This is a genomic window from Bradyrhizobium sp. S3.7.6 (assembly GCF_054061875.1).
In genome coordinates this window covers 7609120-7624055 of the sequence record NZ_JBSSEQ010000001.1, presented here as the reverse complement: position 1 = coordinate 7624055, position 14936 = coordinate 7609120, and the positions used below count along the sequence as shown (strand labels likewise).

General features: G+C 63.5%; 15 protein-coding genes. 6 read left to right on the top strand and 9 right to left on the bottom strand.

From position 1 onward, the window contains the following. Positions 1 to 238 precede the first annotated feature (238 nt). From ACVJ5M_RS36870 to ACVJ5M_RS36860, 3 genes are all read right to left on the bottom strand, one after another. A complete protein-coding gene (locus tag ACVJ5M_RS36870) occupies positions 239 to 1627 on the bottom strand; it encodes a hypothetical protein (protein ID WP_063984876.1) in 1389 nt (462 codons plus the stop codon). 325 nt (positions 1628 to 1952) lie between these two features. Then, on the bottom strand, positions 1953 to 2222 hold the full coding sequence (locus tag ACVJ5M_RS36865) for an HGGxSTG domain-containing protein (protein ID WP_063984875.1): 270 nt from the start codon (positions 2220 to 2222) through the stop codon (positions 1953 to 1955). After that, entirely contained in the window at positions 2219 to 2890 is a 672-nt protein-coding gene (locus ACVJ5M_RS36860) for a hypothetical protein (RefSeq protein ID WP_283018521.1), read from the bottom strand. Before ACVJ5M_RS36860 ends, ACVJ5M_RS36865 begins: the two co-directional genes overlap by 4 nt. A 422-nt stretch (positions 2891 to 3312) precedes the next feature. Between ACVJ5M_RS36860 and ACVJ5M_RS36855 the strand changes: the two genes are divergently transcribed. Continuing rightward, positions 3313 to 4287, top strand: a complete 975-nt coding sequence (locus tag ACVJ5M_RS36855) for a Bug family tripartite tricarboxylate transporter substrate binding protein (protein ID WP_063984873.1) — start codon at positions 3313 to 3315, stop codon at positions 4285 to 4287. A 157-nt stretch (positions 4288 to 4444) separates the two neighbouring features. Here the strand turns inward: ACVJ5M_RS36855 and ACVJ5M_RS36850 are convergent, their stop codons facing one another. From ACVJ5M_RS36850 to ACVJ5M_RS36840, 3 genes are all read right to left on the bottom strand, one after another. Next, positions 4445 to 4720, bottom strand: coding sequence for a hypothetical protein (locus ACVJ5M_RS36850; RefSeq protein WP_063984872.1), 276 nt, complete (start codon positions 4718 to 4720; stop codon positions 4445 to 4447). Between the two features lie 79 nt (positions 4721 to 4799). Next, positions 4800 to 5657: a VOC family protein gene (locus ACVJ5M_RS36845; protein WP_063984871.1), complete on the bottom strand. Its 858-nt coding sequence runs from the start codon at positions 5655 to 5657 to the stop codon at positions 4800 to 4802. Positions 5658 to 5809: 152 nt separating this feature from the next. Then, positions 5810 to 7000, bottom strand: coding sequence for a urate hydroxylase PuuD (locus tag ACVJ5M_RS36840; RefSeq protein WP_063986582.1), 1191 nt, complete (start codon positions 6998 to 7000; stop codon positions 5810 to 5812). A 236-nt stretch (positions 7001 to 7236) separates the two neighbouring features. Here ACVJ5M_RS36840 and ACVJ5M_RS36835 point away from each other — a divergent pair, with 236 nt between their 5' ends. Further along, positions 7237 to 8577, top strand: coding sequence for a PQQ-dependent sugar dehydrogenase (locus ACVJ5M_RS36835; protein ID WP_063984870.1), 1341 nt, complete (start codon positions 7237 to 7239; stop codon positions 8575 to 8577). Positions 8578 to 8623: 46 nt separating this feature from the next. On the opposite strand, the gene ACVJ5M_RS36830 is transcribed toward ACVJ5M_RS36835, so the two are convergent. Genes ACVJ5M_RS36830 through ACVJ5M_RS36820 form a run of 3 tightly spaced genes read right to left on the bottom strand, consistent with a single transcriptional unit; the run spans position 8624 to position 10804 of the window. Then, positions 8624 to 9424 carry an SDR family NAD(P)-dependent oxidoreductase gene (locus ACVJ5M_RS36830; RefSeq protein WP_354097062.1) on the bottom strand — a complete coding sequence of 267 codons (801 nt, stop codon included), beginning with the start codon at positions 9422 to 9424 and terminating at the stop codon, positions 8624 to 8626. Position 9425: 1 nt separating this feature from the next. Further along, on the bottom strand, positions 9426 to 9980 hold the full coding sequence (locus ACVJ5M_RS36825; protein ID WP_063984868.1) for a carboxymuconolactone decarboxylase family protein: 555 nt from the start codon (positions 9978 to 9980) through the stop codon (positions 9426 to 9428). An 11-nt stretch (positions 9981 to 9991) separates the two neighbouring features. Then, the gene (locus ACVJ5M_RS36820) at positions 9992 to 10804 is read right to left on the bottom strand and encodes an SDR family NAD(P)-dependent oxidoreductase (RefSeq protein WP_063984867.1); all 813 of its coding nucleotides are present in this window, start codon (positions 10802 to 10804) and stop codon (positions 9992 to 9994) included. A 233-nt stretch (positions 10805 to 11037) separates the two neighbouring features. Between ACVJ5M_RS36820 and ACVJ5M_RS36815 the strand changes: the two genes are divergently transcribed. The 4 genes from ACVJ5M_RS36815 to cyoD are packed head-to-tail and all read left to right on the top strand — an operon-like array spanning position 11038 to position 14888. Continuing rightward, a complete protein-coding gene (locus tag ACVJ5M_RS36815) occupies positions 11038 to 11871 on the top strand; it encodes a cytochrome ubiquinol oxidase subunit II family protein (RefSeq protein WP_063984866.1) in 834 nt (277 codons plus the stop codon). Continuing rightward, positions 11861 to 13861 carry a cytochrome o ubiquinol oxidase subunit I gene (cyoB, locus tag ACVJ5M_RS36810; protein ID WP_063986581.1) on the top strand — a complete coding sequence of 667 codons (2001 nt, stop codon included), beginning with the start codon at positions 11861 to 11863 and terminating at the stop codon, positions 13859 to 13861. Before ACVJ5M_RS36815 ends, cyoB begins: the two co-directional genes overlap by 11 nt. After that, positions 13861 to 14502 carry a cytochrome (ubi)quinol oxidase subunit III gene (locus ACVJ5M_RS36805; RefSeq protein ID WP_063984865.1) on the top strand — a complete coding sequence of 214 codons (642 nt, stop codon included), beginning with the start codon at positions 13861 to 13863 and terminating at the stop codon, positions 14500 to 14502. The genes cyoB and ACVJ5M_RS36805 overlap by 1 nt, the downstream gene beginning before the upstream one ends. Next, positions 14499 to 14888, top strand: coding sequence for a cytochrome o ubiquinol oxidase subunit IV (cyoD, locus tag ACVJ5M_RS36800; protein ID WP_028150137.1), 390 nt, complete (start codon positions 14499 to 14501; stop codon positions 14886 to 14888). The genes ACVJ5M_RS36805 and cyoD overlap by 4 nt, the downstream gene beginning before the upstream one ends. Positions 14889 to 14936 lie beyond the last annotated feature (48 nt).

Below are 14936 nucleotides of genomic sequence, written 5' to 3'. Positions count from 1 at the left end.
GACCTCATACGCGCCCTGACTGCCGGGCGTTCTGCGAGTACAAGCCTCGGTGCGCCTCGTGAAACCGGCTCAAGAACCTTCAGCCGTTTCGCTGCGCGGCTGGCGGATGGTTTCCTCGGGCGTGCCGATCCTCGGCCATGATGCCGGCATTCATGAAGCCGACGCAGGTCGAGACATCGGAAGAAGGCCATCTCGTGCGTGACCAGCATGATGATGCCTTCGGCGCTTCTCGCCCCGGTCACCCCTTGGCAGCAACGTACCCATAAAAATTCATAAGAAAGTCCCGAACGGCGAGGGGCTTGACGGCACCGGTTTTTTCCTGCGGATGCGGTATCACGTAGTCTCCATCGCCATATGAGAAGACCTTCGCCTTCACGTACCCGTTCATCACTTGTATCTTCTCGCGCAGCACGACCCAGTGCATTGTAAACGCGGAGCCTTTATCGGACTGGTCGTCATAGTCGATCATATTGGCGCTTATGAAAAGACATACGCGATATCCGCTGTCGAGCAGCCGGTTGGCTTCGTTTACATCGTCGATGTCTTTGTTGTATCGCGAAATGTTGGTATTCTCCCGCACGTCCCGGTATCCTGCCTTGCGAAACCATTGCTCCATTTCGCTCGGCAGGGTGACACCCGCAAGATCGCTGATCTTGCCTGTGTCGTCGAAATCGAGGAACCAGTTCTCCGAATCGCGTATGGAGGCGCATGTCAGCCAATCGACGTGGTCCAGCGACCAGGGTGGCGTGAAGTTCCTCACATCCTTTCCCGGCTTGATCAGCAGGCGGCCAAGGTTCGCCTGCCCCTTCTGATAGAGATCGATCGCGAACCGCGCGTAAGACCCTGGCTTGTCGGACGCGTAGCCGAACATCAGGGCGGATGGCCCGCACAGACTTCCCTGATCTTGATTGATGAGGCTCGGCTTCGCAATGCGCCTGAGAATACCTATGCCGACGCGGTGTGGGTCGAGCTTCGGAAAGAACGTCGTCCTCGTGTTTTTCAGGAAATCGCAGACCATTTCCGCGGCTAGTTTTTTCTGGTCGGAATTGAGGTCGTACGGTCCGATCCCGCGCTTCTCCTTGTATTCTTCTCCGACGAAGAGCGTGATGAGCTTTTTCGAGGTGGGGGAGAGCGTTCTGGAGGTGTTCGCAATGGTGGTCAGGTCGTCCAGCTCGAATGCGGTGACCATGCCGTCTGCGACGGTAGCCCGGATGATGTCAACGATCTCTGCGTAGTCCAGCTTTGAATCGTCGATGAGGCCTTTGCGAAGTGCAGCATCGACGGAAGGAGTCGCGATTGCGTCCCATTGGCCCTTTGGCAGGGCGGGCTTGGCAGCCGCCTTCGTCGACAGTTCAACGAGCCGACTGAATGTCGGGCCGGCAGGCCGAACATAGCCGTCAGGCGTGCCGGGAAAGTTCTTCTTTTGGAAGTACAGAATCGAGTTGTAAAGGCCGTCGCTGGCGTAACCGGTCACGACCATCTGTGGTTTAAGCGTGTTCTCGGCGCCGCCGTCGGAAATGGCGATCTTGTTGAGCAGCGAAATGACCAGCTCCTGATCCTTTTTCCAGTTTTGGCAGCTGCGCCCTGTCGTCGCGAACCGTCCGACCTTGTCTTTCAACTGCAGCATATCGCGCCTCCCCGGAACGGGAATGCTGCCTCGAACGTCCTGACATGCAGCCGAGGCAGGCGCTGTGGCAAGTTTTCCCGCTGTAGGGTTGGTCGCCCCTGCCGTCCCTTGTGTTCATTCGCAAGGACAGCGGTCGCCCTGTGGCGAGGTTCACGAATGCGTTATGTCTGCCTATCGGGGTAGACCGGAATTCGTCGGCGCACAGCTAGAATGTCGCGAATGGCCCATCGCGACCTCTTGTGCTGCCGCACGAACCTGGTCGCTATTGGGGCAAAGCAGGCGTAGCCTTCGTCGCATCACGCCGCGGGGTTTATGGGTACACGGCCTAGCCCAGCTCTTGCAGCAGCTTCCGCGTCTCGCCCAGCAGCGCCCGTATCGCCCTTCGTTCTGCGATCCGGTCTTGCGTGAATAGCCCATGCTTCCGCGCATTCTGATTTCCTCTCGGTGCGCCTGACCTCGCGGCGCTGCCATGCATGCGACAGCGGGTCTTGCCGTGCACCGCCGGCGCGAGGCAGGCGGTGCCGCTGCGTGTCCTGGCGCCGCAGCGCGGACTCGCCAGCATCGCAGCCATGTTGCGGGAGTGATCGCCGCTCATGCGCTGGCGCCTTGTGCGGCATCGACCAGTTCATGTTCGCCTTCGCCGGCTTCGTGAGGCGAGATCGATCCTGCTCCCATCGGCGTGTCCGCGACGCCTTGCTCCGTTACGATCATTCCAGCGTGCTGTACGGCGTGGCTCGCGGTGGCTCCCGCGCCATCCTGCACCGTCAGACTCTGCACCGTGATCGCCCGCTCGCCATTGTTGCGGTACCGGTTGAGCGTCTCGACCTGGGCCGGAAAGATTCGCGTTAGCTTGGCGAGCGCGCGTGAGGCGCTGTCCTGCCGCGGGATGTCGTCGGCGAAGGCGAGGCGATGGGCGCAGCGCATCGCCAGGACGTGAATGGAGACCATCTGCGCCGCCAGCATGGCCTCGATGGAGTCCCTCGGCGCGATGCTCTTCATCATCGAGATCATGAAGGCGAGATTGGCCTCGTCCGGCTTCTGCGCAATCACGCTGGCTTTCACCAATTGCTTCAAGATGCCGTGCAGCGCATCGCGGTCGACGGCACCGAGCGCGTCGGCCAGCAGCCGTTCGCCGGTTTTCGGGTCGGGATGGTCGATGGCAATGCGGCGCCTGTAGAGTTTGATGCGCGGGCTCGCAGCCGGGTCGCTGCGATCGGTTGCCGCAACCGGTGGCGTGGTGTGGCGATTTGGGGATGTCGTCATGTGTCGTGTCCTTTGCCGGCGCAGGTGCGCGACCGCCCGCCCGCGTGCTGCGCGCGGCTACCAATTTCGAGATGTCGATGAGAGGCTTACGCGCGATCGCGGCGAGGCGCCCGAGGAGCGGGCGGCTTGGACGCTGGCGATTGTTGCGATGATGCCATCATGCCGGTGTTTTGCCCGACGTGTCAAATTGCATTTCGTGGTATCCGAAGGTGCTTGTCCTGCGCAAGTCCTTGTCCTGACCGGGGCCGGCTACTGTGCATGGGGTTGTTTTCGCATTTTTTGTCTGGATGCGGCTCTCGCGTGCCGCGCGACGGAATGACGGCGCGCAAACGCGATTGCGAAATCCGGCGCGACCGCTAATCATGATCTCCAGAGGCGCCGCACCATGCAAAAGCGGCAGCGCGGGTCCGGGGAGAGAACGAATGCAACGAACGATTCGCCTGCTGGCGATTGTCGCCGGATTGTGCGTGACGACCGAGGCTCTCGCGCAGAAATATCCGACGCGTCCGGTCAAGATCATGGTCGGCTTCAGCGCGGGCGGCCCGGTCGATGTGGTCGCGCGCATCATCGGCGACCGGCTGAGCAACAAGCTCGGCCAGCCCTTCGTGGTCGAGAACCGCGCCGGCGCCAACGGCATGATCGCAGCCGAGGGCGTGGCGCGCGCGGACGCGGACGGCTACACCATCCTCGCCTGCAACTCGTCCACAATCACGCTCAACAAGACGCTGTTCAAGGACGCCCGCTACGATCCGCAAGGGGACTTTGCGCCGCTCACCACCGTCATCTCGGCGCCGCTCGTTCTCGTGGTCAATCCCGAGAATCCCAAGACGGCCAACATCAACACCGTCGCCGATCTGGTCGCGGCGGCGAAGGCCGCGCCGGGCGCGCTCGCCTACGGCTCGGGCGGCAACGGCAACCTTGCCCATCTCGCCATGGAGCTGCTCAGCCAGAAGGCCGGCATCAAGCTGATCCACGTGCCCTATCGCGGCGGCGCGGCATCCGAGGTCGGCATCCTCGCGCAGGAGGTCCTGGCGGTGTTCGATCCCTTGTCCGCCGTCCCGCTGGTGAAGGCCGGCAAGCTGCGCGCGCTCGCGGTGTCATCGGCCGAGCGGCTGCCGGCGCTGCCTGATGTGCCGACCGTCGCGGAGGCCGGCTATCCCGGCTTCGACATCTCGTTCTGGGTCGGCTTCTTCATGCCGAAGGCCGTGCCCGCGCCGATCCGCGAGACGCTGCACCGTGAGATCGTCGCCGCCGCCAAAGATCCGGCGGTGCAGGAGCGGCTTGAGTCGCAAGGCGTCGTCAGCGTGCTCAACCCGGCCGACTACGCCGCGAAGATCGCGAAGGAGACCACGGAGCTTGCCGAGGTCGTCGCGGCCGCGAACATCAAGGCGGAGTAGGGGCGTCAGGGCGAGAGGATCTGCTTGCGGTAGCGGATCAGCGCTCGCTCGATGCGAGGCGCACGGCGCGGACCTTCGCGCCGGTCGTCTTCCTCGATGCGCCGACGGAATCCTCATTAAAGCAGCAGGGAAAACTGGCCGCGAAGCGGGCTTCGAGCTAGTCCTTGGGAAAATCCTTGCGCATCGCGATCTCGGCGGCGTCGCCGGGCGACAGCACGGTCTGCTCGAACGCTGCTTGCGGCTTCGTCATGATGTCGTAGAGCGAGATGCCCTTGATCGGCTTATCCATGAGCACGCGAACGCAGTCGGCGAGCGTGCCGTTGTAGACGAGATAGGGCGGACCCCGGTCCTTCTGTCTCTCGCCTTTCAGCGACGGCCACTTCTTCAGCTCGGCCGGCGCGTCATAGGCGATCGGCGATTCCTCTTTGAACATGCGCTTGGCCTCGGGCGGCGTGGAAAGCCCGAAAGTCCTAGTGCCGCCGGGTAAACGCTCGTTAAAGAATTAGTTAAAATCAGCCGGCAACGAAGGCGAGCAGGGTGCCGTTGGCCTTGGCCGGCGGCACGCAGATCGCAGCCCCGCTGCGCAACGTAGCCGGACCCAGCGCCTTCTCGGTGGCTGCGAGATCGCCGCTGACGAGGACCAGGGCCGCGCCGCCGCGCGCGGAAAGACCGGTGAGCGGCACGCCGGGATAGCGTTTGCCGAGCTGCTCCAGCGTCAAATAGACGAAGTCGGCGCGGTCGCCGCCGGACGGCACGGCGACTGCACCATCGGCTTCCGTCCTCGGTTCGCGGTCGATCAGGCGGCCGAGATGCGCCGCATCCTGCGCGGGCTCGGGCGTTGCGATCAGCGTCTGCCTGATCCGCTTCGCCGCATTGGCGTGCTTCATCAATTCAGGAATCCACACCGTCTCGCGGGTCTTGTGCTGGCAGGCGAAGATGCGCACGCCGCCGGGCGCCTCCGCGGTCGGCCACATGAAGGTGCGGAATTTTGCCGCCGAGATCGTGCCATCGGGTAGCGTCACCGGCCGTTCGAAATCGGTCGGGCCGATCGGCGTCAGGCCGCGCGCACGGATCTCCTCGGCGCCGGCCGCGCTGTCGATCGCCGTGAAGGCGATGCGCTCGATGCCCTCGCCGTGCCTGTCGACGAAGGCGCGGGCCGGTGCGTTGTGCTCGGTCGCCACCAGCACGCCGAGCAGCTCCATATAGTCGGGGTCGAACATGATGGTGTAATTGCCGGTGCCCATATGCGCGCTGTGGGTGCCGCGCGGCGACAGGGTGAAACCGAGCTGCCTGTAGTTTTCGGCGGCCCTGTCGAGGTCGCGAACCATGACCACGGCGTGGTCGATACCGATGATGTTCTTGAGGGCCACTGTTCTTTCCCCGCAGCAGATGCAAACTTGGATCTGGACCGCGCCAGCGGCCGCTGGCCCTGTCTACGCCGGATAGGCGATCAAGTCATTTTCAAATCGGGGGCGGATGCGGAATTTCATTTCGCGAAATGCGGTATCGACGCGTGATGGCGTCACTGCGCCTGCTCGATATAGGCGGCGAGGATGGCGCGCTCCTCGCTGGTCATGTCGGTGATGTTGCCCGGCGGCATCGCATTGGACCACGCCGCCACGCGGCCGATCAGGCGGATGTTGCGATGGATGTGCTCGGGCGCGTCGAGCAAGATGCCTTTGGGCGCGGTCACGATGCCGGCCCAGACCGGCTCGGCCGCGTGGCACATGCTGCAACGGGACATCACGATCTCCTCGACATTGGCGCGCGTCGGCTGTGCCGACAGCGCGCCCGTCTTGACCTCGCGGGGGCCGGCCGCGGAGAGCAGGAGGATCGCGATCACGCCCAACGCGGCGACACCCCACACCCACCACGGCGATTTGCGCCCCGCGTGCCGCTCGTTGAAGAAGTGGCGGATCACGGGGCCGAGCGCCAGAATGATCGCGACGATGATCCAGTTGAAGCGCGTCGCGTAGAGCAGAGGATAGTGATTGCTGATCATCAGCACGACGACGGGCAAGGTCAGGTAGTTGTTGTGAACCGAGCGCTCCTTGCTGGCCTTGCCGAGCTTCGGATCGGGCGCCTGGCCCGCGATCAGGCTGGCGACGATCTTCTTCTGGTTCGGGATGATCAGTGCGAACACGTTGGCGACCATGATGGTGCCGATGATCGCCCCGATCTGGTTGAAGGCGCCGCGCCCGCTCAGGACGTGGGTGAAGGCGTAAGTGAGCGCGACCAGGAACAGATAGCCGCCGATGGCAAAGGGCAGCTCGCGCTGCGCAAGCCCGGTGCGGCAGGCCGCCTCATAGAGCAGCCATGCCAGCGCCAGGCTGCAGAAGCTGAACAGCCCGGCCTGGATCGGTGTGAGGTCGAGAATCGACTTGTCGACCAGGAACAGGTCGGCATCGAGATAGTACACCACCACCATCAGCGCGAAGCCGGACAGCCAGGTGGTGTAGGCCTCCCATTTGAACCAGGTCAGCTCCTCCGGCATCTGGCTCGGAGCCACCAGATATTTCATGATCCGGTAGAAGCCGCCGCCATGGACCTGCCAGGCTTCGCCCTGCACGCCGTCCGGCAGGTCAGTCTTCGGCTGCAGGCTGAGATCGAGGGCGATGAAGTAGAAGGAACTGCCGATCCAGGCGATCGCCGCCACCACGTGCAGCCAGCGCAGCAGCAGGCTCGCCCATTCCGATATGATGGATCCCCACATGATCACCCCATCAATTGCGACCTGGATGCCGCAGCTTTGATGACCGCAACCGGCGGTCGCGCCCTTACAATGTGTCGCACCGATCTGCCGCATTTTCCAGTACGATGGGCTGCGGCTGATGCACATCGTGCGGGCATGAGCTGACGTGGGATTCGGCAGGTGTTTGTACTGCCGCAGAACATTTGCGGACCTATAAGCGTCGACGTTCAGGACGCGCTGGCTGGGAGGAAAACGACGTGAAAAGCAGGATTTCGTCCGCAGCAACGGCTGCGGGATTGCTGGTCGCGGTTGCTGCCAGCGCGCAGGCCGAGCCGGTTCTGCAAGGCAAGGACGCCTATGGCGATTGGCAGGCCGACAAGCCCGGCACGGTCAGGTTGATCCGGCCGCAGGACCTCGTCAGGCCCGGCGCGACACGGTCGGTTGCGAGCACCGCGCGTGTGGCGTCGCGACCGCCGGAGGCCACGCCACGTGTGCCGGCGGGTTTCAAGATCGAGCTGTTCGCCGAAGGCTTGCGCGCGCCGCGCATTGTGAGGGTCGCGCCGAACGGCGATGTCTTCGTCGCGGAGACGCGGGCCGACGCCATCCGCGTGCTGCGCGCCGGGGATGGCGGCAAGGCTGCGACCAACGAGGTGTTTGCCAGCGGATTGAGACGGCCGTTCGGCATCGCCTTCTTTCCGAACGGCGACAATCCGCAATGGGTCTATATCGCCAACACCGACAGCGTCGTCCGGTTTCCCTATCAGGCCGGCGATCTCAAGGCGCGCGGCAGGGCGGAGACGATCGTGGCAAGCCTGCCGCAGGACGGCAGCCATTCCACCCGCGACATCGTCTTCACGCCCGACAACAAGCGCATGCTGGTCTCGGTCGGCTCGCTCAGCAACGTCGCCGAGGGCATGGGGACGCCGCCGGGCGGATTGGATGGCTGGTCGAAGACGCAGCCGCTCGGCGCGGCCTGGGCCAGTGAGCTCGAGCGCGCCACCGTGATGGCCTTCACGCCTGACGGCAAGGACCGGAAGATTTATGCCACCGGCATCCGCAATTGCGTCGGTCTTGCGATCGAGCCGCAGAGCGGGCTGCCCTGGTGCTCGACCAATGAGCGCGACGGGCTCGGCGACGATCTCGTGCCCGATTACGTCACCAGCGTGAAGGAGGGCGCGTTCTACGGCTGGCCGTGGTTCTATATCGGCGGCAACGAAGATCCGCGTCACGCCGGCGCGCGGCCGGACCTCAAGGACAAGGTGACGGTGCCCGACGTGCTGATCCAGCCGCACTCGGCTTCGCTCGGCATGACTTTCTATCAGGGCACGCAGTTTCCGTCCGACTATCAAGGCGATGCCTTCGCCGCTGAGCACGGCTCCTGGAACCGCTCCAAGCGCACCGGCTACAAGGTGATCCGTATCAGGATGAAGGACGGCAAGCCCACCGGCGAGTACGAGGATTTCGTCACGGGGTTTGTCGTGAGTGACACGGAGGTCTGGGGAAGGCCGGTTGGTGTCGCCGTGGCGAAGGATGGATCGCTGCTGGTGTCGGAGGACGGCAATGGCACCATCTGGCGGGCGACGCGCGCACCGCAGTGACGCTGTTTCCCTCCCCCTCCAGGGGAGGGTAAGCAGCGCGCTCGAATTACCCCCGTCTCACACTCGCGCCACCGTCCACCGGCAGCGTCACGCCGGTGATGAAATTCGCCTCGTCCGACGCCAAAAACAGTGCGGCATTCGCGACGTCCCAGCCGGTGCCCATCTTCCTGCGCAGTGGCACCTTGCTGTCGCGCTCGGCTTCGACTTCAGAGCGGGGCTTGGACCATTCGCGGGCGCGGGTGTCGACGGCCATCGGCGTGTTCATCAGGCCGGGCAGGATGACGTTGGCAGGGATGCCGTATTCGGCGTTCTGGTAGGCGAGCTGCTCGGTGAAGGCGATCATGGCCGACTTCGTCGCCTTGTAGGCGACGTAAGGATAGGTCGTGATCGCGGCCATCGAGGAGATGTTGACGATGGCGCCGCTTCCTTGCGTGCGCATGATCGGGATCACTTCCTTCGCTGCCAGAATACAGCTCTTCAGATTGATGGCGACGACACGGTCGAACGCCTCCTCGGTGATTTGAAGCAGCTCGGCATCGCCACCGGACAGGCTGACGCCGACATTGTTGTGCAGCACGTCGATGCGGCCCCAGCGCGCCAGCGCATCCGCGACCATCGCCTTGATGTCCGCGGATTTGGTCACGTCGGCCTTGAAAGCCGCGGCGGTGCCTTGCTCCGCTGCGATCAGATCGACGGTTTCCTGCGCCGATTCCAGGTGGTGGTCGACGCACAGCACTTTGGCACCCTCGCGCGCGAAGGTCAGCGCGGTGGCGCGGCCGTTGCCCATGCCTTCACCGGGGCTCTGGCCGGCGCCGACGACGATCGCGACCTTGTCCTTCAAGCGCATGTCACTTCACTCCCGGGATCGGGTACTGCTGGAGTACCTCTTTGTAATACGGTTCGTTGTCGATCTTCATAGTGGCGAGCACGCGTACCACGCCGCAATAGAAGGCGATGGTGAGCACGAGGTCGACCATGTGCTCGTCAGAGAGATCTTTCTTGATCTCGGCGAAGGTCGCGTCCGACATCGCGAGCTCGCGCACCATCTCGCGGGCGCCTTTCAGGATCGCCCTGGCGAGCGGCTCCAGCTTCGACGGCTTGCCGTCGGTCTCCGCCATCAGACCTGCGATGTCCTCGTCGGTGACGCCGAACTCCTTGCCGATCTTCACATGGTGGGTGAATTCGTATTCCGACTTCTCCATCCAGCCGACCTGGAGGATCGCGAGCTCCCGCAACCGCGGGTCGAGCTTGCTCTTGAAGCGAATATAGCTGCCGATGCCGTTGAAGGCGCGCGCCATCTCCGGCGAGTTGACCAGCAGCTTGTGCAGGTTGGTGTTGCGCTTGAGCATGTCGCGATATTCGGGCGCGACCTGGTCGGCCTCGAGATAGGGCAGGCGGGCCATCCGTGTTCCTTTCAGTGTTCCTGTGATTCACGTTCCGGCGCTTGCAGCGTCACGCCGCCGTCGACCACCAGCACTTGGCCGGTGATGTAGCGCGCAAAATTGCTGAGCAGGAATTTGACGGCGTGGCCGACATCCCAGCCGGTGCCTTCGGTCTTGAGCAGGGAGGCCCTGGCGCGGTTGGCGCGCGCCCGCTCGCTCATGCCGCGGGCATAGACCATCGGCGTGTACATCGGTCCGGGGCAGATGCAGTTGACGCGGATGTTGTCGCGACCGTGATCGACCGCCATAGCGCGGGTCAGGCCGATGATCGCAGCTTTTGAGGTCGTGTAGGTCGTGAGCCCGCGCGGCCTGAGCGCCGAGATCGAGGAGATATTGACGATCGCGCCGCCCTTGGCGGTCCTGATCATCGCGGGGATCGCGTGCTTGGAGAGCAGGAACATGGTCTCGACGTTGACCTGCATGACACGGCGATACTGCTCGGGAGTCTCGTCGACCACGCTGCCGCGGCTGCCGATGCCGACATTGTTGTCGAGGAAATCGAGCCGGCCCCAGCGGTCGAGCGTAGCCTCGACCAGTGTCTTGCAATCGGCTTCGCTGGTGACGTCGCCGCCATGTGCTGCTGCCGTGCCGCCCTCGGCCATGATCATCTCCACCGTGCGCTCGGCGAGCCTGAGGTCGCGATCGGCCACCAGCACTTTTGCGCCGGCGCGGGCCAATAGGATTGCTGCAGCGCGGCCGTTGCCGATGCCGTCGCCAGCGGCGCCACCGCCGCTGATCAGTGCCACCCTGCCGGCGAGGCCGGCATCGTCCTCGGGGCCCTGCATGTCGTTTCATCCCAATTATTTTCGTGCAGATTAGCAATCGCCCTGACAGGAGAGAAGGCCGATGGTCCCGCGCAGATGTCATTGACATCGCATGGAATTGCATGCCGCCGGGCGGCACGGCGCACAATTAAGCGGGCGTATCGCGGAACCGTTCTGCCGAGCTTGCGTTTGTTGCGGGGGCTTTTCCGCGCTAGGCTCTCGCCTGGGGTTTCCCAATCGCCAGTGGCTTGCCGATGAATCTGCTCGATCCAAAAGGGCCGGTGGCTGCCGCCAACAGCACCATCCTGGTCGATTCCGTCTTCATCATGCTCGTGATCGTGGTGCCGACCATTTTCGCGATTTTGGCCTTTGCGTTCTGGTTTCGCGCGTCCAATCCGAGAGCACGTTACCAGCCCGACTTCGTCTATTCCGGCCGCGTCGAGATGGTGGTGTGGGCGATCCCAGCGCTCACCGTGATCCTGCTCGGCGGCGTCGCCTGGATCGGCTCGCACCAGCTCGATCCCGCCGCGCCCGTGCCGGGCACCGGCAGTCCGGTCCGCATCCAGGCGGTCTCGCTCGACTGGAAATGGCTCTTCATCTATCCGGACCAGCGCATCGCCACCGTCAACACGCTGACGGTGCCGGCTGGTGCCGAGCTGAATTTCCAGCTGACGTCGTCGAGCGTGATGAACGTGTTCTTCATCCCGCAGCTCGGCAGCATGATCTACACCATGAACGGCATGGTGACGAAGCTGAACCTGCGTGCCGACAATGAGGGCAAGCTGCAGGGTCTGTCGGCGCATTTCTCCGGCGACGGCTTTCCCGACATGATGTTCGACGTCAACGTGATCTCGCCGCTCGCCTTCCCGGATTGGGTCGCGACCATTGCGAAGACCGATGCCGTGCTGAACGAGGAGAGCTATACGAAGCTGATGCAGCAGGGCATCGAGAAGAACAGGCTGACCTTTCGCCTGGACGATCCCCGTCTGTTCGACCTGATCGCAACCCAGCACATTCCGCCAGGGCCCGGCCCGGAGCTACTCTCCGATGCCGGCAGGCCGCATAGTGGAGGCCACGATGCTCGGTAAGCTCGATTGGTCGGCGATTCCGTTCGACCAGCCGATACCCCTCGTCGCGGGTGCCGTCGTGCTGGTCGCGATCCTCGGCGTGCTGATCTGGGTCGTCGTGAAAGGTCATTTGCCTTATCTCTGGCACGAATGGATCACCAGCGTCGATCACAAGCGCATCGGCGTGATGTACATCCTGCTCGCTTCGGTCATGCTGCTGCGCGGCGGCAGCGACGCCATCATGATGCGGCTCCAGCAGGCGGTCGCCTACCAGTCACAAGGCTATCTCCCACCGGAGCACTACAACCAGATATTCTCGGCGCACGGCACCATCATGATCTTCTTCACGGCGATGCCGTTCGTGATCGGGCTGATGAACCTGATCGTGCCGCTTCAACTCGGCGTGCGCGACGTTGCTTTCCCAACGCTGAATTCGGTCGGCTTCTGGCTGACCGCGACCGGCGCGCTGCTGGTCAATATCTCGCTCGTGGTCGGCGAGTTCGCGCGCACCGGCTGGCTGGCCTTTCCGCCGCTGTCGGAACTGTCCTATTCGCCCGGCGTCGGCGTCGACTATTACGCGTGGTCTTTGCAAATCTCCGGCGTCGGCACGCTGGTCGCCGGCATCAACCTCGTCACCACCGTGCTGAAGCTGCGCACCAAGGGCATGAACTATCTGCGCATGCCGATGTTCTGCTGGACCACGCTGGCCTCCAACCTGCTCATCGTCGCCGCCTTTCCGATCCTCACCGCCACGCTCGCGATGCTGCTGCTCGACCGTTACCTCGGCTTCCACTTCTTCACCAATGAAGCCGGCGGCAACGTCATGATGTTCATGAACCTGATCTGGGCCTGGGGGCACCCGGAGGTCTATATCCTCGTATTGCCGGCCTTCGGCATCTTCTCCGAGGTGGTGTCGACCTTCTCGGGCAAGGCGCTGTTCGGCTACCGCTCGATGGTGCTCGCGACCATGGCGATCTGCGTCATCTCCTTCATGGTCTGGCTGCACCATTTCTTCACGATGGGCGCTGGCCCCGACGTCAACGCCATCTTCGGCATCGCCAGCATGATCATCGCGATACCGACGGGCGTGAAGATCTACAATTGGCTGTTCACGATGTATGGCGGCCGCATCCGTTTTGCGACGCCGATGCTGTGGGCGGTCGGGTTCATGGTTACCTTCATCATCGGCGGGCTGACGGGCGTGCTGGTCGCGGTGCCCCCGGCCGACTTCATGCTCCACAACAGCATGTTCCTGGTGGCGCACTTCCACAACGTCATCATCGGCGGCGTGCTGTTCGGCGCCTTCGCCGGCTTCGAATACTGGTTCCCAAAGGCGTTCGGCTTTCGTCTCGACGAGCGCTGGGGCAAGGCGGCGTTCTGGTTCACGTTCCTCGGCTTCTACGTCACTTTCATTCCGCTCTATATCGCCGGCATGCTCGGCATGACCCGGCGCATGCAGCACTACGACGTCGCGGCCTGGCGGCCATGGATGTTCGTGGCGGCCGCCGGCATGGCCGTGCTGTCGATCGGCGTGATCTGCCAGATCGTGCAGCTCGTGGTCAGCATCCGCAACCGCGAGGCCCTGCGCGACCGCACCGGCGATCCCTGGGACGGCCGCTCGCTGGAATGGGCGACCTCGTCGCCGCCGCCCGTGTTCAACTTCGCCTTCTATCCGGATGTGCGCGGCGAGGATGCTTATTGGGATCAGAAGGCCCATGCCAAGCAGCAGCAGCTCGAGCATGATCGGCCGGAGTATCAGGATATCGAGATGCCCAGGAATTCGCCGACCGGCTTCGTCTGCGCGTTCTTCGCCACCATCATGGGCTTCGCGCTGATCTGGCACATCTGGTGGATGGTGATCCTGGGCGGCATCGGCGCCTTCGCGACCTTCGTCGTGTTCGCCTGGCGCGACCATGACGAATACGTCATTCCGGCCGACGAGGTCGCAGCGATCGATCGCATCAATATCGAGGAACGGCGCAGCCTCGTCAGCATGGCGGGAGCGCTCTGATGTCGATGACGGCGACCGCGGGCCGCGCGCATGCCGACCCCCACCATATCGGGCTCGTTGTCGAGCATCCAGGTCCGGCATCGAAGCGGATCGTGACCGCCTACGGCTTCTGGGTCTTCCTGCTCTCCGATATCGTGATGTTCTCCTGCTTCTTCGCGGCCTATGCGGTGCTGTCCGGCCAGACCGCGGGCGGCCCCAGCGGCTCGGAGATCTTCGAGCAGCGCAACGTCGCGATCGAGACGGTCTGCCTGCTGCTGTCGAGCTTCACTTGCGGCATGGCCAGCATTGCCGCCGACGTGCGCAACCGGTTCTGGTTCTATCTCGGCATGACCGTGACCTGCGTGCTCGGACTGATCTTTCTCACTATCGAGTTCCGCGAATTCGCGGACCTCGTCGCACGCGGCTATGGCCCGTCGCGCAGCGCGTTCCTGACCTCGTTCTTCTCGCTGGTCGGATGCCACGGCCTGCACGTCTCGGCCGGCATATTGTGGCTGCTCACCATGATAGCCCAGGTATTCGCAAAGGGCTTTCGCGCCGACGTCTTGCGCCGGATGATGTGCTTTGCGCTGTTCTGGCATGCGCTCGACATCGTCTGGGTCGGGGTCTTCTCCGTCGTCTACCTGCTTGGGAGTGCCGTATGAGCGATCAGACGCATGTGCGGACCGGACACGATCTCGCACCGGGCGAGGAAGAGCAACACAGCGTCGGCGAGCGGGTGCTCGGCTATGTCGTTGGGCTCGGCCTCGCGCTGCTGCTTACGGCAACGTCATTCTTCATCGCCGGAACCGACCTGGTCTGGCAGCCATCGATCCCCGTCGCTCTGATCGTGCTGGCGATCGCGCAGATGGGCGTGCACCTCGTGTTCTTCCTGCACATCACGACCGGGCCTGACAATACCAACAACGTGCTGGCGCTCGCCTTCGGCCTTCTGGTCGTCTTCCTGGTCGTCGGCGGCACCGTCTGGATCATGGGGCATCTGAATGCAAACATGCCGCCGATGGACCAGATCATGCCGATGCGGAAATAGGGCGCACAAAAAAGAAGAGCCGCTTGTTGTGACAAGCGGCCCAAGTCT